General features: G+C 71.3%; 18 protein-coding genes and 1 pseudogene. 17 read left to right on the forward strand and 2 right to left on the reverse strand.

Features of this window, described 5'->3' with window-relative positions:
* Positions 1-64 precede the first annotated feature (64 nt).
* The 5 genes and pseudogenes from NOO62_RS38165 to NOO62_RS38185 all read left to right on the forward strand — a co-directional run bounded on the left by NOO62_RS38165 (position 65) and on the right by NOO62_RS38185 (position 4,818).
* Positions 65-1,162 (forward strand): GNAT family N-acetyltransferase, encoded by a 1,098-nt coding sequence (locus tag NOO62_RS38165; protein WP_268775371.1) that lies wholly within the window; start codon positions 65-67, stop codon positions 1,160-1,162.
* Between the two features lie 54 nt (positions 1,163-1,216).
* A complete protein-coding gene (locus NOO62_RS38170) occupies positions 1,217-2,455 on the forward strand; it encodes a DegT/DnrJ/EryC1/StrS family aminotransferase (protein ID WP_268775372.1) in 1,239 nt (412 codons plus the stop codon).
* 30 nt (positions 2,456-2,485) lie between these two features.
* Positions 2,486-3,034, forward strand: coding sequence for an SRPBCC family protein (locus NOO62_RS38175; protein WP_268775373.1), 549 nt, complete (start codon positions 2,486-2,488; stop codon positions 3,032-3,034).
* Positions 3,035-3,163: 129 nt separating this feature from the next.
* Positions 3,164-3,658: pseudogene (locus NOO62_RS38180) on the forward strand (cytochrome P450); the annotation flags it as partial.
* Positions 3,659-4,233: 575 nt separating this feature from the next.
* Complete coding sequence (locus NOO62_RS38185) at positions 4,234-4,818, forward strand: TetR/AcrR family transcriptional regulator (protein WP_268775374.1); 585 nt, start codon at positions 4,234-4,236, stop codon at positions 4,816-4,818.
* A gap of 76 nt (positions 4,819-4,894) precedes the next feature.
* On the opposite strand, the gene NOO62_RS38190 is transcribed toward NOO62_RS38185, so the two are convergent.
* The gene (locus NOO62_RS38190; RefSeq protein ID WP_268775375.1) at positions 4,895-5,341 is read right to left on the reverse strand and encodes a MarR family winged helix-turn-helix transcriptional regulator; all 447 of its coding nucleotides are present in this window, start codon (positions 5,339-5,341) and stop codon (positions 4,895-4,897) included.
* Between the two features lie 167 nt (positions 5,342-5,508).
* Between NOO62_RS38190 and NOO62_RS38195 the strand changes: the two genes are divergently transcribed.
* The 12 genes from NOO62_RS38195 (at position 5,509) to NOO62_RS38255 (ending at position 19,119) form a co-directional block, all read left to right on the forward strand.
* Positions 5,509-6,978, forward strand: a complete 1,470-nt coding sequence (locus tag NOO62_RS38195) for an MFS transporter (RefSeq protein WP_414930959.1) — start codon at positions 5,509-5,511, stop codon at positions 6,976-6,978.
* A gap of 117 nt (positions 6,979-7,095) precedes the next feature.
* Entirely contained in the window at positions 7,096-8,151 is a 1,056-nt protein-coding gene (locus NOO62_RS38200) for a methyltransferase (RefSeq protein ID WP_268775376.1), read from the forward strand.
* A gap of 268 nt (positions 8,152-8,419) precedes the next feature.
* On the forward strand, positions 8,420-8,836 hold the full coding sequence (locus NOO62_RS38205) for a peptidoglycan-binding domain-containing protein (RefSeq protein ID WP_268775377.1): 417 nt from the start codon (positions 8,420-8,422) through the stop codon (positions 8,834-8,836).
* Positions 8,837-8,914: 78 nt separating this feature from the next.
* Entirely contained in the window at positions 8,915-9,274 is a 360-nt protein-coding gene (locus NOO62_RS38210; protein WP_268775378.1) for an ArsR/SmtB family transcription factor, read from the forward strand.
* Between the two features lie 82 nt (positions 9,275-9,356).
* Positions 9,357-10,853 (forward strand): MFS transporter, encoded by a 1,497-nt coding sequence (locus NOO62_RS38215; RefSeq protein WP_268775379.1) that lies wholly within the window; start codon positions 9,357-9,359, stop codon positions 10,851-10,853.
* 2,104 nt (positions 10,854-12,957) lie between these two features.
* The gene (locus NOO62_RS38225; protein WP_268775380.1) at positions 12,958-13,569 is read left to right on the forward strand and encodes a hypothetical protein; all 612 of its coding nucleotides are present in this window, start codon (positions 12,958-12,960) and stop codon (positions 13,567-13,569) included.
* 153 nt (positions 13,570-13,722) lie between these two features.
* Positions 13,723-14,082: a hypothetical protein gene (locus tag NOO62_RS38230; RefSeq protein ID WP_321170644.1), complete on the forward strand. Its 360-nt coding sequence runs from the start codon at positions 13,723-13,725 to the stop codon at positions 14,080-14,082.
* Positions 14,083-14,203: 121 nt separating this feature from the next.
* Positions 14,204-15,658 (forward strand): argininosuccinate synthase, encoded by a 1,455-nt coding sequence (gene argG / locus NOO62_RS38235; RefSeq protein WP_268775381.1) that lies wholly within the window; start codon positions 14,204-14,206, stop codon positions 15,656-15,658.
* Positions 15,659-15,978: 320 nt separating this feature from the next.
* Positions 15,979-17,109, forward strand: coding sequence for an acyltransferase family protein (locus NOO62_RS38240; protein WP_268775382.1), 1,131 nt, complete (start codon positions 15,979-15,981; stop codon positions 17,107-17,109).
* Complete coding sequence (locus tag NOO62_RS38245; protein WP_268775383.1) at positions 17,106-17,588, forward strand: GNAT family N-acetyltransferase; 483 nt, start codon at positions 17,106-17,108, stop codon at positions 17,586-17,588. Before NOO62_RS38240 ends, NOO62_RS38245 begins: the two co-directional genes overlap by 4 nt.
* A gap of 269 nt (positions 17,589-17,857) precedes the next feature.
* Positions 17,858-18,703, forward strand: a complete 846-nt coding sequence (locus NOO62_RS38250) for an MEDS domain-containing protein (protein ID WP_268775384.1) — start codon at positions 17,858-17,860, stop codon at positions 18,701-18,703.
* Positions 18,703-19,119 carry an ATP-binding protein gene (locus NOO62_RS38255; protein WP_268775385.1) on the forward strand — a complete coding sequence of 139 codons (417 nt, stop codon included), beginning with the start codon at positions 18,703-18,705 and terminating at the stop codon, positions 19,117-19,119. Before NOO62_RS38250 ends, NOO62_RS38255 begins: the two co-directional genes overlap by 1 nt.
* A 223-nt stretch (positions 19,120-19,342) precedes the next feature.
* On the opposite strand, the gene NOO62_RS38260 is transcribed toward NOO62_RS38255, so the two are convergent.
* A complete protein-coding gene (locus NOO62_RS38260; protein ID WP_268775386.1) occupies positions 19,343-20,191 on the reverse strand; it encodes a hypothetical protein in 849 nt (282 codons plus the stop codon).
* Positions 20,192-20,199 lie beyond the last annotated feature (8 nt).

The following is a 20,199-nucleotide window of genomic DNA, read 5'->3' on the forward strand; positions in this document are numbered from 1 at the left end:
CTTTGAGCCTCGCAGGACAGGGGCGGGGGAACGGTCAGCTCGCGGGAAGGGCGGTCGGCCTGAGATGGACTTCACGATCCACCGGCTCGACGGGCTGAGCGCGTCGCTGCGCGCGGCCTGGCACCGGGCGATGGACGAGTCGCCCCGGTTCGCCAACCCCTTCCTGGCACCCGAGTTCGCGATGGGCGTCGCCAGGCACCGGGGCGGGACATACGTGGCGGTGTTGCGCGAGAAGGGGGAGGCCGTCGGCTTCCTGCCCTTCGAGCGCAACGCCTTCGGCGTGGGCCGGGCCATCGGCCTCGGCCTCTCCGACTGCCAGGCGCTCGTGCACCGGCCCGGAACCACCTGGAACACCGACGACCTGCTGCGGGCCTGCCGGCTCTCCGTCTTCGAGTTCGACCACCTCGTCGAGGAGCAGAAACCGTTCGGCGCGTACGTCACCGGCACCTTCGCCTCCCCGGTGCTCGACCTGAAGGTCGGCGAGGCGGAGAGCTACGCGGAGTGGCTGCGCGGCGCCTACCCGGGCCTGGCCAAGACGACGCTGAAGAAGGAGCGCCGCCTGAGCCGCGACGTAGGCGAGATGCGGTTCGTCCACGACGAGCGCGACCCCGAGATACTGCGCACCCTCATGCGCTGGAAGTCCGCCCAGTACCGCAGGACCGGCCGCATGGACCGCTTCGCGCGGCCCTGGATAGTCGACTTGGCGCACGACCTCTTCCAGGTCCGCGAGGACCACTTCACCGGCATGCTGTCCGTCGTGTACGCGGGCGACCGGCCGGTGGCCGCGCACTTCGGGCCGACCTCGCGCACGGTGTCCGCCGCATGGTTCACCGCGTACGACCCCGAACTCGGCTACTACTCCCCGGGCCTCATCATGCATCTGCGGATGGCGGAGGCCGCGGGCAGGAACGGGGTGCGGATCATGGACATGGGCCGGGGTGAGAAGGAGTACAAGGACTGGCTCAAGACCCGTGAACTGCGCGTCGGCGAAGGGTTCGCGACCCGCCCCCACCCCGTGGCCGCGGCGCACCGGCTGTGGCGCAGACCGGTGCGGGGCCTGCGCAACACGGTCCTGGCCCACCCCCGGCTCAAGGAGCCGGCCGACCGGCTCCTGAAGACCGTCGGCACGATGCGCACGTCGCGCCGGGACGCCGGGCGCTGAGCGAGGGCCGGTACGGAGGACGCACGGTTCGAGAGCGGTACGGAAGAGGTGAGGATGCTGCCGTACGGATCGGGGCTCGCCACAGCGATGGCACGGCGGCTTGGACGTCCCTGCGTCTACACACCCTCGGCGCGGCTCGCGCTCTACCTGGCGCTGCGGCACTGGTGCCGACCCGGCGGGCGCGTCCTCATGTCCCCGGTGAACGACGACGTGATCCTCTTCGTGGTGCTCGCGGCGGGACTGCGCCCGGTGCAGGCCCCCGTCTCCGTCTGGGACGGCAACATCGACCCGGCCGCCGTGCCGGAGCGGACCTGGCGGAACGTGGACGCCGTCCTCACCACGAACCTGTACGGAATCCCCGACCGCGTAGTGGAACTGCGCCGCCGTTGCGACGAGTTGGGCATCCCGCTCTTCGAGGACGCGGCGCACGCGATCGGCACGCGCGTGGACGGGCAGCCGATCGGGACGTTCGGAACCGCGGCGGCGTTCAGCCTCTCCAAGCACGTGGCGGCGACGGCCGGCGGCTTCCTCGCCGTCGAGGACGAGCGCACCCGCCGCAAGCTGGAAACGCTGCGCGACGAACTCCTGCTCCCGCGCAGCCTCCGCGCCGACCTGTCCACCACCCTGCGCCCCCTGGCCCGTTCGACCGTGCGGGGCCTGCACCTCGTGCACCCCGTATGGCGCACCCTGCAGCGCTTCGGAATGCTGGAGCGCGAGCGCGACACGTTCCGGATGAACCTCCACGCGCCCCGTCTCGCAGGCTGCGCGTCCGAGGCGCCGAGTCTCGCCGCGTACGACCCGTGGGTACGCGTCGACCTGCACGGCTACCGGTCCCGCCACGGGGCCCTGGTCCGCGGGCAGTTGAAGCTGCGCGCCGCCCGCCTCGACGCCGACCTCGCCCGGCGCAGGGCGGGCTCGTCGCTCCTGGCGGGCACCGGCTGGGCGACCCGGGCGCTCCAGGACCTGCCCGCCGACGGCGGGCCGTCGCCGCTCTTCCGCGTACCGCTCCTGGTGCGGGACCGCGACCAGCTGGTGGACCGCCTGGTGCGGCACGGGGTGGTCGCCGGATACATCTACGATCCACCGCTCGACGACTACGCGGGTGCCGAGTTCGTGGAGCCGTCCCCCGACCCGTCGGCCGCCCGCTGGTTCGCCGCGCACACGCTGCCGGCCGACCCGCTCCTGGCCCGCAGGATCACCAAGGCGCTGACCAAGGAACGGGCGGCACTGGCACATCCGCCCCTGGGAACGCGCGATGATCTGGCGCTTCCCGTCGGACCTACTGGCGGGTAAGGTCGGGGGCCGAGGAACGGAGCATTCCCCATGGCCCGCACGTTGAGCGTCTCCCGCAGCATCCTGGTCCAGGCGTCCCCGTCGGAGGTGTACGCGCAGGTCAGCAGGCCCGCGCAGATGGGCCGCTGGAGCCCGGAGAACCTCGGCGCGACCGTGCCGGGCCCGGACGAACCGGCCGCGACGGGCCTGGTCTTCGTGGGCCACAACAAGCGCGGAGCGTTCCGCTGGACCACCCGCTGCACGGTGACCGCGGCGGACCCCGGCAGCCGTTTCGCGTTCCGGGTGCACGCGATCGGCCTGAAGCGCCCCCGGCTGAGCGCCCCCATCGCGACCTGGGAGTACCGCTTCGAGCAGGTGGAAGCGGGGACGGAGGCCGGTGCGGAGGGGGCGGGGACGGTGACGCGGGTGACCGAGACCTGGACGGACGACCGGCGCTCGTGGCCGGACTTCGTGGCGAACGCCTTCGACCGCATCGCTACGCGAGGCCGGACCTTCGCCGTGTTCCAGGTGGGCAACATCGACCGGACGCTGCGCAACCTCAAGAGGGAGTTCGAGGACGAGGGCGTTCCCAGCCACTGAGCTTGCTCTGCACCTTCGGCCGTCACGCGGAGCGGCCGCGCCGTTCCGGACGCGATCCGGCCGCCCGGCCCACTGACCGGCCTAGCGCATTCCGTCGACTCGCGGACCATATTTCGTCGGTTCCGCTTCGCCGGCCATGAGACGACCGCCGGCCTCATCGCCAACGGCACCCGGGCGCTGCTCGACCACCCCGACCAACTGGCAGCCCTGCGGGCCGACTTCGGCCTCCTGGAGGGGGCCGTGGAGGAGATGCTGCGCTATGACGGGCCGATCGAGGCGGCCACCTGGCGCTTCACGGATGGTCCTGTGGGCATCGCCGGCACGGTCGTCCCCGACCGGCAGTTCGTGCTGATCGCCCTCGCCTCCGCGGACCGTGACCCCGGCCGCTTTCCCGGCCCGGCCCGCTTCGACATCACCCGCGACGCCCGCGGCCACATCGCCTTCGGCCATGGCATCCACTACTGTCTGGGCGCCCCGCTGGCCCGGCTGGAGGGCCGTATCGCCGTGCGCGCCCTCCTGGAACGCTGCCCCGGTCTGGCCCAGGACCCCGATGCCGGGGCGCTGTCGTGGCGCACCGGCATGCTCGTCCGCGGCCCACGCCGCCTGCCGGTCCGTTGGGACTGAGAGCCTGTCTTTGAACCCCCGCCTGCGCCCCGACGCCCGGCACGCACTCCCCCAAGCTCTCGGCTCCGCTCGAGCAGGGGGGACCCCCATGCCGCACGGCGTCCCAGGACAGGTGGCTCCGCCACATGACCTGGCACGCCGCACACCGATCGCACGCACCGAACGCCGCTGCGCCCGCGCTCCGCGCGAACGACGGGGGTTCAAAGACAGGCTCTGAGCGCCGACCGCGGACATGGGCGTGGCCCCGGCCGAGACACCACCCGTACTCAAGGTGAGAGGCCGCGTCGCGCGTCCGACGGGTGGGGCGGCTCACCTGGCGGGAGGGGCGCGCCAGGGAGCGTGCGGCCCCACCCGTCGGGACGGCTCCCGGTGGCGGGCAGGTGGCCGGTATCTCCCGCGTCGGCTGCCCTGCCGGTTGGTGAGCACACCGGGACCTGTGGTGGTGATGGGGGCCTGTGGTGCTTGGGGCGGAAAGCCGTGATCGGCAGGGACCAGAAAGACCGGTCTGTCTCGTGCGTCGCTGCCTCGACCATGGCAGCGTGCGGCGCCCGTGTCCAGGACTATTCTGGTCGGTGATGGACAGTCATTCGCCGCCTGAAACGGAACAGTTGGCGCCCCGCGAACGGATTCTGAGGACCGCGTACGAGCTCTTCTCGCAACGCGGCATCCGTGATGTCGGCATCGAGGAAGTCATCGCGCGTTCGGGAGTCGCCAAGGCGACCCTCTACCGGCACTTTCCCTCGAAGGACCAGCTCGTCCTGGCGTTCCTGGCCCGCAGGGAGCGGCAGTGGACCCTGGGGAGGGTCGTCGCGGGTGCCCGCAGCCGCGGCGGAACCCCGGAAGGCAGGCTGCTGGCCATTTTCGACGTCTTCGACGAGTGGTTCCGTAGCGATGACTTCGACGCCTGTACGTTCATCAACGTTCTGCTGGAGATGGGCTGGAAGCATCCGCTGGGGCGGGCGAGCATCGAGTACCTGGAGAACATCCGCTCCCTCGTGGGCGGCATGGCCGAAGAAGCGGGGCTGCGCGACACGGACGGGTTCGCCCGGTCCTGGCACATCCTGATGAAGGGGTCCATCATCTCGGCGGCGGAGGGCGACCACGACGCGGCCCTGCGGGCCAAGGAGATGGCCCGCATGCTCATCGCCCGGCATCGCTGACGACGACGGGGTGGGCGAGGCGTGCACATCTGCAGCCGGGGCCGCTTCGTCCCGTGCGAGCGGCACACGGAGTAGCTCAGTCGCGCGGCCAAGGACGCCCGTCGAGTCGCTCGATGTCACGGTTGAGACGGGCGAGACAGTCCGCGAGTTGCGCCGCCTCCTCGGGCGACCAGTCGGCCAGGACCTTGCCGAGGCCCGCGACGTTCTCGGACCTGTCGTCGTCCAGACGGCGCTCGCCCTCTCCGGTGATGGCGAACTTGCGGGCGATGCCGCCGTCGGGGTCGGGGATGCGCTCGACGACGCCGGCCCGCAGCATCGCGGCGGTCTGCCGGTTCAGCGTGGAGGTGTCCAGCCCGAACGCGTCCCGCAACTGTCCGATGGACATGGGGCCTTCGGCGCGGATCCGGCTGAGAACGATGTAGGCGCTGCGGTCGAGCCGCCCGCCGCCCCTCGACGTGAGCAGGCTCATGTGGCGGCCGAGGAGCATCGTCTCGAATTCGATCTGATCCAGCGGCTTGTCCATGCGAGCAGATATATCACGGATTGTGTGCATGCTGCACATGGAGTGCATCGCACACTTGATGTGCATCATGCACATCTCGTGTACGGTGCACATCGTCTCCGTGGTGTTGTGCCACGGCACACCGGCATACGGCAACCAACAGCACTACGCAGCAACAGGGAGCACCCGTGGACAGTGCACAACCAGCGACCCGGCCGGGCGCCGTGATCGGCATCCTCGCCCTCGCGGGCATCGTGGCCGCGATCACGCAGACCCTGGTCGTGCCGCTGATCGCGGAACTCCCCGACCTGCTCGACACGTCCGCGTCCAACGCCTCGTGGGTCATCACGGCGACCCTGCTGGCCGCCGCCGTGGCGACCCCCGTCGCCGGGCGCCTCGGCGACATGTTCGGCAAGCGCCGCATGCTGCTCGTCTCCCTGATACCACTGGTCGTGGGCTCCGTCGTGTGCGCCGTGTCCTCGTCCGTCGTGCCGATGATCGCCGGCCGCGGACTGCAGGGCATGGGCATGGGCGTCGTACCGCTCGGCATCAGCCTGCTGCGCGACGTGGTGCCCGCGGAGCGCCTCGGCTCGGCCATCGCCCTCATGAGCGCGTCCATGGGCGTGGGCGGCGCGCTCGGCCTTCCGCTCGCCGCCGCGATCGCCGAGAATGCCAGCTGGCGCGTGCTGTTCTGGGTCGTCGCGGGCCTGGCCGTCGTCGTCGGCGCCCTGATTTTGAGCCTCGTACCCGCCGAACGGCAGAACGCCGCGCGCGGCGGCTTCGACGGGCTCGGCGCGGTCGGTCTCGGAGCCGGACTGATCTGCCTGCTGCTCGGTGTCTCCAAGGGCGCCGACTGGGGCTGGGGGAGCGCCACCACGCTGGGCCTGTTCGCCGGCGCCGTCGTCACGCTGCTGGCCTGGGCCTGGTGGGAACTGCGCCTGACCGACCCGCTGGTCGACCTGCGGGTGACCGCCCGACCTCAGGTGCTGATGACCAACGCGGCCTCGGTCCTGGTCGGATTCTCCATGTACGCCCAGTCGTTGGTCGTACCGCAGCTGCTCCAGCTCCCCGAGGCCACCGGCTACGGCCTGGGTCAGTCGATGGTCGCCATGGGCCTGTGGATGGCGCCGGCCGGACTGATGATGATGGCCATGTCCCCGCTGGGCGCGAAGCTGTCCGCCGCACGCGGCCCCAAGGTCACCCTGTCCGTGGGCAGCCTCGTCATCGCCGCTGGGTACGGCCTCGGCCTGCCCCTGACCGGTTCCGGTTCCACCTGGAGCCTGCTGATCGTGACGATCGTCTGCAACACGGGAGTCGGCTTCGCCTACGGCGCGATGCCCGCCCTCATCATGGGCGCCGTACCCCCGTCGGAGACCGCGTCGGCCAACAGCTTCAACACCCTGATGCGCTCGATCGGCAGCTCGGTCTCCGCTGCCGTCATCGGTGTCGTCCTGGCCCAGCTGACGACGGACTTCGGGGGCTACGCCCTGCCCTCCGAGAGCGGCTTCCGCGTCGCCATGGCGATCGGCTGCGGCGTGGGCCTGACGGCCGCGGTCGTTGCCGCGCTCATTCCCGTACGCCCCACCACCGACCGCATCGAACCCGCCACGGTCCCCGCGCCCGTCACCGCCTCCGAGGCGCCGGAGACGAAGGCCTGAACCGGCACGCCGGAGCGGCGGGCCCGGCGGCCCGTCCGGTCCGGCGGCGCGAGGGCTTTCGGCCACAGGGTGCGAGGGGTGGTGGTGCGTGGTCGGCCCGGGGGTAGGGCTTCGATCATGTTATTGAACGGACCCTCCACTTCCGCCGCCGGTACGCGCGCCGCCTCCGGTACGCGTCCCCCGGCCGTCGCCATGCTGCGTCTGCTCGCCGGCTTCCAGGTCTCCCAGGCCCTGTACGTCATCGCCCGCGCGGGCGTGGCCGACCACCTGGCCGCAGGACCGCGGCCGGTCGCCGAAGCGGCCGCGGCCGCCGGTGTCCGCACGGACCTGCTGCGGCGGCTGATCCGCACCCTCGCCGCCGAGCAGGTCTTCGCGTTCGACGCGGACCGGGACACCGTCGGCCTCGGCCCGCTGGGGCACACGCTGTGCAGCGACACCGACGACTCGCTGCGCGATGTGGCCCTCATGTGGATGGACACCCACTACGGACCCTTCGCCGGCCTCTGGTCCACGCTGCACGACGGAGTGCCCGCCGCCGAACGGGAGCTGGGCAAGCCGCTCTTCGACTGGATCGCGGAGGAACCGGACCGGGTCGACGGCTTCAGCGCCGCCATGGGCAACCTGCTCGCCCTCCGGCAGGACGCCCTCGACAGCCTGGACCTGAGCAAGGTCCACCACCTGGTCGACATCGGCGGCGCCGACGGCACGGCGCTCGCCGCGCTCGCCCGGCGGCACGAGTGGCTCTGGGGGACCGTCTTCGACCTGCCGCACGTCGTGGCCGGCGCCGAACCCGTACTGCGCGCGGCCGGGGTCGCCGATCGGGTCGGCACCTGGAGCGGCGACTTCTTCGAGAGCGTGCCGCCCGGCGCGGACGCCTACCTGGCCTGCTTCATCCTCCACGACTGGAACGACGAACAGAGCGCCGTCATTCTGGACCGCGTACGCCGGGCCGCGGGCTCCAGGGCCCGCCTCTTCCTCGTGGAGACCGTACTGGACGAGGGCTCCGCCCCGGAGGTCGCGACCCTGCTCGACCTCACGATGATGGGCATGCTGAACGGCAGGGAACGCAGCCGCGCGGACTGGCAGTCCCTGTTGTCGGGCTCGGGGTTCCGCCTCGACCGTGTCGTGGAGACGGGTGGCCCTATGTGCGTGATCGAGGCGACGAGCCTGTAGTGGTCGGGTCACAGCAGTCGTGTACGGGCGTACGCCGTCGTACCGCGCGGGATTGAGGGAGGCGCCTCACGGTGCACCGAGGGTTGACCACGCGGCAAACCGTGAGGGCAGAGCCGCAAACCATGGGAGCAGAGCCGCAAACCGTGGGAGCAGACAGGAGTCACACCGTCGGTTGACGTGTTCCGGCGGCCGTTTTCCTACCGTGGACAGTGCCCGGGCATTCCCGTCCGAGGCGGCTGCGACGCCGCCCCTCCATCAGGGAGCTCACATGCCCATCCACCGCACTGCCGCGACCTTGCTGGCCGCGGGTCTCCTCGCCGGGACGGCGGCCACCGGTGTCGCCGCCACCGCATCGGCCGCGACCCCGTCGGCGGCCACCACCTCGGCAGCCGCCCCGTCGGCCGCGCCGTCCACCGCTCTGGCCGCCTGCGCCTACTACTCGAACTTCGGCTACTACTGCGGTTACGACGTCAACAACACATACGCCGACTACGGCGACCGCGGGAACAAGGTCAGGGAGATCCAGGCGATTCTCCAGTACCGGGGGTACAACATCGGCCGCTACGGAGTCGACGGCCAGTTCGGCGGCGACACTCTCAAGGCCGTGAAGAAGTTCCAGCGCAACTGGAACCTCAATGACGACGGCATCGTAGGGCCCAAGACCTGGGCGCGCCTGCGGGGCTGAGAGTCCGACTTCGCACGCGGCACCGGAACAGCGGGACCGTTCCGGTGCCGCCGGGGCGTACGGCCCTACGATGGGTCCATGTCGGAGCGCACGGAAACCTCACCTGCACATCATGGGCACCAACGGAGCCCGGGCAGGGAGCAGTTGGAGACCGCCACGACCGTGTTCGCGCTGCTCGCCGACCCCACCCGGCTGCACCTGCTGTGGCTGCTGGCCGGAGGAGAGGCGGACGTGACCGAGCTGGCCTCCGAGAGCGAGGCGGCCCGGCCTGCCGTCAGTCAGCATCTGGCCAAGCTCCGGCTCGCGGGCCTCGTCCAGGCCCGCAAGGACGGGCGCCGGATGGTGTATTCGCTGCGCGACGGCCATCTGCGGCGCCTGGTCACCGAGGCGCTGAGCCACGCCGACCATCAGGTCACCGGCGCGCCCTGGCACGCGTAATTCTTCTCGTCGACATGTGCGCATCTGCGCACATGTCGTCTACCGTAGAGGTGTCCGGGCCGTCGACCCAGGGGACACCGTCATGCGCTCAGTGCTGTGGAACCGCACCTATCGCCGCCTGTTCACCGCCCAAGTCGTCGCCCTCACGGGCACGGGCCTCGCAACCGTTGCCCTGAGCCTTCTGGCGTACGACCTCGCCGGAGCGGACGCCTCCGCCGTCCTCGGCACCGCACTGGCGATCAAAATGGTGGCCTACGTGGGCCTCGCCCCGTTGATCAGCGCCTTCGCCGACCGCGTGCCACGCCGCGCCCTGCTGGTGACCATGGACGGCGTCCGCGCCGGTACCGCACTCGTCCTGCCGTTCGTGCACCAGGTGTGGCAGGTGTACGTCCTCATCTTCCTGCTCCAGGCCGCATCGGCCGCGTTCACGCCCACCTTCCAGGCGACGATCCCCGAGATCCTGCCCGCCGAGCGCGACTACCTGCGCGCCCTGTCGCTCTCCCGGCTCGCCTACGAACTCGAGAGCCTGCTCAGCCCGGTCCTGGCCGCCGCACTGCTCGCGACGGTCACGTACAACTGGCTGTTCGCCGGTACGGCTCTCGGCTTCCTCGCGTCCGCGGCCCTGGTCGTGTCGGTCGCGCTGCCCGCGCCGCGCCCGGTCGAGCGCGACGGCGTCCAGGCACGGGTGACGTTCGGCGCCCGCCTCCATTGGGCCACGCCCCGGCTACGCGCCCTGCTCGCGCTGGACCTCGTCGCGGCCGCCGCCGGTGCCATGGTCATCGTCAACACGGTGGTGCTCGTCAGGGAACACCTGCGTCTCGGGGCGGGCGAAGTGTCGCTGGCCCTGGGCGCGTTCGGGGCCGGTTCCATGGCTGCCGCCGTGCTCCTGCCGCGCGCCCTGGAACGCTTCGGCGACCGATGCGTCATGCTGCCCGCCGGGTTCGTGCTCGGCGCGGTGCTCGCCGCACTCACCACGGGGATCGCGCACGGCACCCGGTCCTGGGGAGGGCTGCTGGCGGCCTGGGCGCTCCTCGGCGCGGCTTCGTCCATGGTCCTGACCCCGAGCGGCGGACTGATCCGCCGCTCGGCCGCGCCCGCCGACCTGCCGGCCGCGTTCGCCGCCCAGTTCGCTCTCAGCCACGGCTGCTGGCTGCTCACCTACCCGCTCGCAGGATGGCTGGCCGCCACCGCGGGGATGACCGTCGCGGCGGCGACACTCACCGTTCTCGCACTGGCCGCCGCGACCACGGCCGCGCTGCTGTGGCCGACCCACGACCCAGCCCGCCTCACCCACCTCCACACCGCCCTGCCCGCCGACGACCCGCACCTCGCCGACGCGCACGCGGGCCCCCACGGCTGGCGGCACGCGCACGACTACGTCATCGACGTCCGCCACCCGAGGTGGCCGACCCACGGTCACGCGCCGGGTCGGGCGCCGAGCCGTGCGGGTTCGCATGAGCGCCGACCTCGGCCAGGTCCTCACCGTCCGCCAGACGTGCCCGCACCGTCACGCGGGCGTCCTTCGGAGCCCGAACGGCCAGGGTTCGGCCGCGCCGCTCCGCGTCGACCTCCCCGGTGACCGTGATCCGGGTGACGTCGCGGCTGCCGGCGGCCAGGAGGTACCGGTGCCCGGAGCCCGCCGTCCACCGCGCACTCGCCACGACATGCTGGCCGAACCTGCTGCACGCGGCCGTCGAGCGGGCCCGTCCGACGACCTTCGCCGGTGCCGTCGCGGACTCGGCGGACGTACGGAACTGGAGCAGGACACTTCCCGGCCCGCGCCAGGTCGAGGCGCGCGTGCACGACCACACGGCCCGGCCGCCGTCCTCCGGCAGCTTCTGATCGGCGAAGTCCCACTGGTTGACGGCCCGCACGCCTCGGCCGCGCAGTTCGGAGAGGTGGCACGCACCCCGGGCCCAGCTCCGCAGCGCGGTGCCGCTGGTGGCCTCGCGCGGCTGGCGGGCGGGCGCGCCCGTGCCGGGCAGCGGGGTGTGGCTGAGGTGCGCGGGGGCGAGGTCGCCGAGGTCGGTGACGAGGAAGGCGTGCTTCTCCACGATGCGGGCGGACGAACGCAGTTGGAGCACCGGCAGGCTGTCGCACGGGCCCGCGGCCGACGGTGCGTCGACGGCCGCGGTGAGGCCCTGGCCGGACACGTCGAGCGGTCGGCCGGGGGAGTTGGGGCGCAGCAGATCGCGCGTGCGGGCCTCCGCGATCCACGGAGCCGTGAGGTAGCGGATCCTGCCGTCCTTGCGGCTGACGGTGAGCGCGGCCGCCGTGGTCACGTCGGAGTCGTCGGCGCGCGAGAAGTCGAGGGAGGCGGGCTCCTTCGGCGACGCGGGTTCCACGTAGCGGACCACGCGCCGACCGTCGTGGAACAGTACGACCGCCTCACCGCCCACGACATCGGCGTACAGCAACTGGGTTGCTGCGGGCGGGGGTTCGGTGGTCGTCGCCCGGGCGGCGCCGACGCGGGTGCCGGGTGGGGGCTCGGTCCAGGCGGCGAGGGCGCGGGTCAGCAGCTCGCGGTCGTCGGCGCGGGCGCCGCGGACCGGCCAGGCGCTGAAGTCCACCCGCGAGGTGTCGGCCCACACGGCGGGGGAGGTGCGGAGCAGCGCGTCGGCGCTGATCGCGGGGCGCCCGCCGGTCGGCCGTGTCGGCTTTTCGCCCGGGACCGGGACGGGGCCGATCGTCAGGAGCGCCGCGCAGCTGATCGCGGTGATGCCCGCCGCGCACCAGAGGAGCCGGAAGCGGCGCCGACGGCGGAGCAGGTCGGTGGGGCGGGTCTGCACGGAGCAGGCGTCGAACTCCTGCGAGCGCAGCAGCTTGCCCGCCGCCTCGCCGGCCTGCTCCTCGACGCGGCGGGCGGCGCGCAGCGCTGCCTCCGGATCGGGCACGTCGGCGGCGGCGAGCAGATCAACGACCTCGGGGTGCGCCAGACCGTCCAGCCTGCACAGCACGAACGCCGCACGGGCGGGCGCGGAGAGTTTGGAGAGAACCTGCGCCAGCGCGATCTCCTCCGTGCCGCCCGCGCGGGGAAAGAGCCGCAGCCCCCACACCACAGGGAGCGCCGGGCGCAGTTCGCGGGGCGGCGGCAGCCGGTCCGGCCACCCACGCGGCCGCCGCTCGTGAGCCAGCGCCGCGCACAGCACCCGCGCGGTCATGTAAGCGGTACCCGTCCTGGCGGGCTCACCCCCACTCCCCGTACGCGGCAGCGGAACCCGGACGGTCGCATGCCGCACCCTGAAACCCGGCAGGGCACGCTGTACCAGAGAATGAGCGGCGAGAACACGCCGATGCCGACTGAGCCTGCCGGGCAGGGTGAGGTACGCGAGACGTACGAGCCGTGTGTACTGGTCGACGATGACGGCCTCGGCATGATCGAGGGCCACGGGCTCGAACGCCTTGCCCCGGCGCCGCTGCGATGTGCTCATCGATCGAGGAACCTTCCGAAGGCTGACGGTGTTACGTCCTGACCTCCGTCAAACGAGTGAATGGTGCGATGGTCACCGACGGGGCGTGAGCGCTGTTGCCGTTCGGTGACAGCGGGGACCGAGCTGTGACGTGGCGGAGGGCAACGGGTGCGGGGGGTCGCGGGTCGTATGGAGCGTGGGATCAGGAGGGCGGTGTGTGACGCTCACGTGGTCCCGGACCAGCACACCGACCGCATCAAATGGGGGAACACGATGGAGACGAACACGCGCGTGAACAAGGGACTGCTCGCCATGGGCGCTGCCCTGGCCGCGGCGGGCATCGCCGCGAGCACCGTACCGGCCGCCGCGGCCGGCACCCCTCGCTTCCTCTCGCCGAGCGAACTGCCGCCGCACGCCTCGTCCTCCTGGACCGCCGGGCCGGTCACGGCGGGGCAGCCCGACCCGCTGCCGATGTGCGTCGGCGAGGTTCTGCCGTCGATCTCGGTGCACCGCACCTACCGCACCGACCTCGACACCGGCGCCCTCCAGGTGACCGTGGTCGAGCGCAGCGAACAGCGGGCCAAGGACTTCGCCGCGCTGCTGCGCAAGAACCTCGACGGCTGCGCGAAGAAGGTGATGCAGCAGTACCCCGACATCACCGCGAAGCAGAAGTACTACGGAAAGGTGAACGCCGAGGACGGCGCCCACGTCTACGGCGTCCACACCACCGCCACGTGGGGCGCCTCCGACATCAACATGTTCTCGGTGGGCCGCGACGGCACCACGGTGACGCTCGTGCAGTGGGGTCGGATGGGCGACTTCGCCGACGCTCAGGTGGCCGACTTCAAGACCACGACCGCCACCGCCGTGAACAAGCTCTACTGATCCGACCTCGGCCTTCCCGTTACGGGGTGGGACAATCGGCCGACCGGGGAGAGGCCGGGGGCCGGTGTGGCGCCCGGCACCCGGTGGTGGGGAGGAACGACGGTGGTGGAGTGGCGGTACATCGCCAAGGGCGCAAGGGCCGTCCCTGAACCCATGGCCACGCCGTTCGTCTGGACGACGGCCTGTTCGGGCTCCCTCGTCCTTGTCATCGCGTTCGATCTGCTCGGCGCGCTCGACCGCACCGGCCTCGCTCTCGCCGCGTTGTCCGTACTGGCCGCGCTCGTCGGAACGCTCGGCCGGTTCGTCGCGGCGCCGGGCACGGCCCTGCTCTGCTGGGCCCTGCTGAACGTCTTCGCCGCCCACCCCACCGGGGAACTCTCCTGGGCCGGACACCGGGACCCCGGCTGGGTGGCGTGCCTGCTGGCCGCCGCCCTCATCGGAACGGCCACGGCCCGGGTGTGGTACGCCCGGGCCGCATACCGCCGCATCACCCCGTTCGATGGGGCAGCCTGACCCTCGTACCTCACAGGACCGGCGTCGGGTGCCAGGTCCAGCCGGCCTCCTCATGCAAGGCGCCGCGTACCGAGTCACACCCGTCTTTGCATGACCATGCGCGATGATGCATACTCTTCCTATGTCTAAGGTCCTCACCTCCCTCCCCGCCGGCGAGCGCGTCGGCATCGCCTTCTCGGGCGGTCTCGACACCTCCGTCGCGGTCGCGTGGATGCGCGACAAGGGCGCCGTCCCGTGCACCTACACCGCCGACATCGGTCAGTACGACGAGCCCGACATCGCCTCGGTGCCCGGCCGCGCCAAGACCTACGGCGCCGAGATCGCACGCCTGGTCGACTGCCGTGCCGCGCTCGTGGAAGAGGGCCTGGCCGCGCTGACCTGCGGCGCGTTCCACATCCGCTCCGGCGGTCGCGCGTACTTCAACACCACGCCGCTCGGCCGCGCCGTCACCGGCACCCTCCTGGTCCGCGCGATGCTAGAGGACGACGTCCAGATCTGGGGCGACGGCTCGACCTTCAAGGGCAACGACATCGAGCGGTTCTACCGGTACGGCCTGCTCGCCAACCCGCAGCTGCGGATCTACAAGCCCTGGCTGGACGCCGACTTCGTCACCGAGCTCGGCGGCCGCAAGGAGATGTCGGAGTGGCTCGTCGCCCACGAGCTGCCCTACCGCGACAGCACGGAGAAGGCGTACTCCACGGACGCCAACATCTGGGGTGCCACCCACGAGGCCAAGACGCTGGAGCACCTGGACACCGGCGTGGAGACCGTGGAGCCCATCATGGGCGTGCGGTTCTGGGACCCCGAGATCGAGATCGCCGCGGAGGACGTGACGATCGGCTTCGACCAGGGCCGCCCGGTCACCGTCAACGGCAAGGAGTTCGCCTCCGCCGTCGACCTGGTGATGGAGGCCAACGCCATCGGCGGCCGCCACGGCATGGGCATGTCCGACCAGATCGAGAACCGGATCATCGAGGCCAAGAGCCGCGGCATCTACGAGGCGCCCGGCATGGCCCTGCTGCACGCCGCGTACGAGCGCCTGGTCAACGCGATCCACAACGAGGACACCCTCGCCCAGTACCACAACGAAGGGCGGCGCCTCGGCCGGCTGATGTACGAGGGCCGCTGGCTGGACCCCCAGGCCCTCATGGTGCGCGAGTCGCTGCAGCGCTGGGTGGGCGCGGCCGTCACCGGCGAAGTGACCCTGCGGCTGCGGCGCGGCGAGGACTACTCGATCCTCGACACCACGGGACCGGCCTTCAGCTACCACCCGGACAAGCTGTCCATGGAGCGCACCGAGGACTCGGCGTTCGGCCCGGTGGACCGCATCGGCCAGCTCACCATGCGCAACCTCGACATCGCCGACTCGCGCGCCAAGCTGGAGCAGTACGCGGGCCTCGGCCTGATCGGCACCGCCAACCCGTCCATCGGCGCCGCCCAGGCGGCCGCCACCGGCCTGATCGGCAGCATGCCGGAGATGCCGGAAGGCGGCGCCGAGGCCATCGCCTCCCGCGGCCAGGTCTCCACCCAGGACGCGGCGCTGGACCGCGCCGCGATGGAGTTCGGCACGGACTGACCCGCACGCCCGCGCACGCCATCGGAGCGGCAGCCACTGACGGCACATGAGGCCGGCGCGACACCAGAAGGTGTCGCGCCGGCCTCATCCGTTTCGGCAGCGCCTCTGATTCGTTGACGTCTTTGTGGGTATCCGGGGGCAGTCGGCGTACGGCACCTGTCCCGAGGGGCGCCCGATCCGCGCGGTGAAGCCCATGGCCAGTGGGGTTTTACGCGACTGTAGAAGTATGGCTAGGGTGCCGGAGATGTTCCGCGACGGCGTATCACCCGCACCGGAGCAAGACGTGATGGCGCAGGCCCAGGTTCACTGTGGGAGGCATCTTGAGTGAGACCGCACGGCCGACGGGCCCTCATACACTGGCGCTGCCTCCCCAACGCCCCACCCCGCGCCCGCCCGTCGCTGCGAGCCCGGCCACGGACGCGGCGAAACCGGCCAAGCGGCGGGACTCGTTCTTCGACAACGCCAAGTACCTGGCGATCGTCCTCGTCGCCATGGGACACGCGTGGGAACCGCTGCGCGGCGACAGCAGGGCCGCCGCCGCGCTGTACATCACCGTCTACACGTTCCACATGCCGGCGTTCATCGTCATCTCCGGCTACTTCTCCCGCAGCTTCGACGCGGGCCCGAACCGCATCCGCCGCCTGGTCACGGGGATCGCCGTGCCCTACGTGATCTTCGAAGTCGCGTACACCTTCTTCAAAAGGTGGGCGGGCGGCGACCCTGACTACCCCATCAGCCTGCTCGACCCCTGGTACCTGACCTGGTTCCTGGCCGCGCTGTTCATCTGGCGCCTCACGACGCCCCTCTGGAAGCTCGTGCGGTGGCCGCTGCCGCTCGCGCTCGCCATCGCCGTCCTCGCCTCCGTGTCCCCCGACATCGGCGACGACCTCGACCTCCAGCGCGTCCTGCAGTTCCTGCCCTTCTTCGTCCTGGGCCTCGTCCTGAAACCGGCCCACTTCCAGATGGTGCGGCGCCGCGAGGCGCGGATCCTGGCCCTGCCGGTCTTCGCCATGGCCCTCGCCTTCGCCTACTGGGCCGCCCCGCGCATGAACGCGGCGTGGTTCTACCGCCGCGACAGCGCGCAGGAACTGGCCGCGCCCGGCTGGGCGGGCGCCGTCATGACCATCGGGCTCTTCGGCTGCTCGCTGGTCCTCGTCGCCTGCTTCTTCGCGTGGGTGCCGGGGCGGAGGCTGTGGTTCACGGCACTGGGCGCCGGAACGCTGTACGGGTACCTGCTGCACGGCTTCCTCGCCAAGGGATCCCGCTTCTGGGACTGGTACGACGCCGACTGGATCCACCGCCCGCTCGGCGAGGTCACCGTGACCGTCCTGGCGGGAACAGTGATCACGCTCCTCTGTACGCCGCCGGTGCAGCGGACGTTCCGTTTCGCCATGGAGCCGAGGATGACCTGGGCCTTCAAGGAACAGAAACGCAAGGATCCGGCCGAGTGAACCCTCCGGCCAGGCCTCCCGCGGTCCACTACGAGAGCGTCGTCGAGACGGTGCCCGCGGGACGCCGGGCCGTCGTCGTCCTGGACCGCGACGACCGGCAGGTCGGCAGCCTCGAGTTCCAGGTCTGCCACCCCTGCCGGCTCGGACACATCGGCAACATCGCCGTCGCCGCCCACTGGCAGGGCCAGGGCATCGGGCGGCACGCCGTGCACCTCGCCCTCGCCGCCGGCGCCGGGTACACCTGGTCCACCTCGCGCCAGTCGTCCGCGGGCCGCCGCTTCTTCGCGGCCATGGAGGACGAGACGGGGACCGCCTTCCCGTCCTGCGGCACGCGGTGCCCGCACATGGACCCCCGCATGAGCCCCGGCCCCCTCGCCACGGAGTCCGCCTGGCGCATCGGGTGGCACGCCGCGCTGCGGCGGCGGAAAGCGATCAGAGAACCCGAGGACGACCAGGACCGTTGTCCTGAAACACCCTGAACGAGGATCACCACACGCGCATCTGCCGGCCCGCCTGACGCACCCGCCCGGCCGATCGAAACACGGTCAGAAGCTCGCGTAGGACCGCACACTTCCGATCGTTGTGTGCGGTGAAAAGATCGAATGAGTGTCGACTTCACAGGGGCCCCGAGCTTCGGACAAGCCTCTATCGTGGCTGCCTGTGCCGCAGACGGTGTTGCCTGGCGGTCCATTCGAAGAGTTGGGAGTGAACGATGGCCGCTGCTGACGGTGCGGCATCTTTCGGCACGATGCCAGTGCAGCAACTCCGGTCGGGAGACCACGCGTTCGTCAGCTACGAGGACGACGAAGCGGGCCGCGACGTGGTCACCACCTTCGCCTGGACGGGACTCGCCCGGCACGAGAAGGTCATGGTCTTCTCCTCGCCGCAGGTGGACGAGAGCGAGGTCTGGAACAGCCTGGACGCCCCGGGCCCCCTTCTGGGGGCGGCCCGCGAGCGGGGCCAGCTGGTGGTCAGCAGCATGCGCGCACTCATCCACCCCGCCCCGCACTTCACCCCCGAGCGCCAGTGGCAGCGCATCCAGGAGGAGACCGGCCGCGCCCTGAAGGAGGGCTACAGCGGTCTGCGCACCTATATCGACATGCACTGGGTGGCGGACCTGGACGCGGACGTCGCAGTGATGATGCACCGCGAATCGAACGCCCAGCACCTCTTCACCGACCGCCCCTACACCGAGATCTGCGCCTACGACAGCAGGTCGTTCGCGCCCGACGTCCTGACAGCCATGCACCGGGCCCACCCGTGCCGACTGCTGTCCCACCTCGGAGAACTCCACGTGGAACAGTCACCCGGCACCGTGCGCCTGGCCGGCGAGGCGGACGTCGCCACCCGCGAACAGTTCCTCTCCGCTGTACGCGAAGGACTGCTGCGCACAGCGGACGCCCAACAGCTGACGCTGGACATGTCCCAGCTCATCTTCCTCAGCGCCGCCTGCGCCGTGGACCTGCTGAGACTGGCCGCGTCCTCCGAGGACCACGGAATCCGTGCCCTGTGCCATCCCGCAGGCGCCCGCATACTGCGGAGGGCGGGCGCGGAGAACATGCCCAACCTGCTGCTCAGCGAGGTGACCCGCTGATGACGTCGATCGGCCCCGCCGAACCGCCGACCGCCCTGCTGGAGTATCCCTTCACCCAGGACGACCTGCCGCGGCTGCGCATGCTCGTCGACCAGTACGCCGACCGCGAGGGGCTGCCCGAACCGCAGCGGAGCGATTTCATCGTGGCCATCGACGCGGTGGCCACCAACGCCATCGCCCACGCGGGCGGCGGCGGCACGCTGACACTGCGGCGCGTCGACGGACACCTCGAATGCCACATCCACGACTCCGGCCCGGGCTTCACCGCGGACGTCATCCCCCCGCTGGCCCCGGGCATCGGCGACCCCGCCGAGGGCCGCGGACTGTGGCTGGCCCGCCACATCACCGAGTACCTCAGGATCTCCGACGGCACCATCGGAGCCGTCGTCACCCTCGCCATGCGCCTGCCCCACTGAGAGCCTGTCTTTGAACCCCCGCCTGCGCCCCGACGCCCGGCACGCACTCCCCCAAGCTCTCGGCTCCGCTCGAGCAGGGGGGACCCCCATGCTGCACGGCGTCCCAGGACAGGTGGCTCCGCCACATGACCTGGCACGCCGCACACCGATCGCACGCACCGAACGCCGCTGCGCCCGCGCTCCGCGCGAACGACGGGGGTTCAAAGACAGGCTCTGAGGACCGTCAGCTCCCGGTCGGGCAGTCCGCCCGGCGCGACGGCGGAGCCGCGCGGCCCGACTCCGCGTCCGCCACCGTCAGCACCTGCACGGTCAGGGCGCACTCGACCTGCCTGACGGTATGGAACGTCACGAGGTCCTCGGGACCGTGCTCACGCCGTGGCCCGCCGCCGATCAGCATGCCGACGAGCCTGGCCCCGTACACCATGTGCCCGTCGACCTCCTTGTCGACCGGCACGAACACGGGGGATCCCGAATCGCCGTCGTCCACGATGTCCACGCCCTCCTTCCCGGCGAGCACCAGGCCCCGGGTGCACACGATCGGCTCCTCATCGCCGCAGGACTCACCACCGGTGAGGTTGTACACCTCGATGTCGCAGACCAGCTTGGTCACCTTCCCGCTGACACACACCTTCTGCCCGCGCACGGGACCGTCCACCTTCTCCAGGACACGGCGCGCGACGGGCGTGCTCGGCGTACCGCCGTCCGTCCAGATGGTCGTCGCGTACACCTGCGGTTTGACGCGGGTGCCGGTGATCATCGCGGCGTCCATCGTCTCCGTGTTGTACGACTCGAGGAACGTGCCGAACCTGAACTCGCCCGAGGTCGCATCCGTCCCGCTCGGCGCGCAGTGCCCGGCACTCGCCATCCCGCGCTTGCCACTGACGACCTTGCGCACGGCGAACCCCGACGAACAGGCGAACGTCCGTCCCCCGTACGTCACGCGGTACTCGGCACCGCCGCGGTGCGGCTGCGGATCGTTGGACCTGCTCGCCGGGGCACCGGACGCGGGCGATGACCACGTCAGGACCAGCAGGAGGGCCACCAGGCAGTAGGCGAAGGGTCGTCCTGACATCCGAATCT

The organism is Streptomyces sp. Je 1-369 (assembly GCF_026810505.1).
Classification (GTDB): Bacteria; Actinomycetota; Actinomycetes; order Streptomycetales; family Streptomycetaceae; genus Streptomyces.

Coding starts and splice junctions, on each gene's coding strand:
- NOO62_RS38165 (WP_268775371.1), top strand. CDS start 65: ATGGACTTCACGATCCACCGGCTCGACGGGCTGAGCGCGTCGCTGCGC.
- NOO62_RS38210 (WP_268775378.1), top strand. CDS start 8,915: ATGTCGGAGCGCACGGAAACCTCACCTGCACATCATGGGCACCAACGG.
- NOO62_RS38175 (WP_268775373.1), top strand. CDS start 2,486: ATGGCCCGCACGTTGAGCGTCTCCCGCAGCATCCTGGTCCAGGCGTCC.
- NOO62_RS38170 (WP_268775372.1), top strand. CDS start 1,217: ATGCTGCCGTACGGATCGGGGCTCGCCACAGCGATGGCACGGCGGCTT.
- NOO62_RS38200 (WP_268775376.1), top strand. CDS start 7,096: ATGTTATTGAACGGACCCTCCACTTCCGCCGCCGGTACGCGCGCCGCC.
- NOO62_RS38225 (WP_268775380.1), top strand. CDS start 12,958: ATGGAGACGAACACGCGCGTGAACAAGGGACTGCTCGCCATGGGCGCT.
- NOO62_RS38250 (WP_268775384.1), top strand. CDS start 17,858: ATGCCAGTGCAGCAACTCCGGTCGGGAGACCACGCGTTCGTCAGCTAC.
- argG (WP_268775381.1), top strand. CDS start 14,204: ATGTCTAAGGTCCTCACCTCCCTCCCCGCCGGCGAGCGCGTCGGCATC.
- NOO62_RS38205 (WP_268775377.1), top strand. CDS start 8,420: ATGCCCATCCACCGCACTGCCGCGACCTTGCTGGCCGCGGGTCTCCTC.
- NOO62_RS38260 (WP_268775386.1), bottom strand. CDS start 20,191: ATGTCAGGACGACCCTTCGCCTACTGCCTGGTGGCCCTCCTGCTGGTC.
- NOO62_RS38185 (WP_268775374.1), top strand. CDS start 4,234: ATGGACAGTCATTCGCCGCCTGAAACGGAACAGTTGGCGCCCCGCGAA.
- NOO62_RS38215 (WP_268775379.1), top strand. CDS start 9,357: ATGCGCTCAGTGCTGTGGAACCGCACCTATCGCCGCCTGTTCACCGCC.
- NOO62_RS38230 (WP_321170644.1), top strand. CDS start 13,723: ATGGCCACGCCGTTCGTCTGGACGACGGCCTGTTCGGGCTCCCTCGTC.
- NOO62_RS38190 (WP_268775375.1), bottom strand. CDS start 5,341: ATGGACAAGCCGCTGGATCAGATCGAATTCGAGACGATGCTCCTCGGC.
- NOO62_RS38255 (WP_268775385.1), top strand. CDS start 18,703: ATGACGTCGATCGGCCCCGCCGAACCGCCGACCGCCCTGCTGGAGTAT.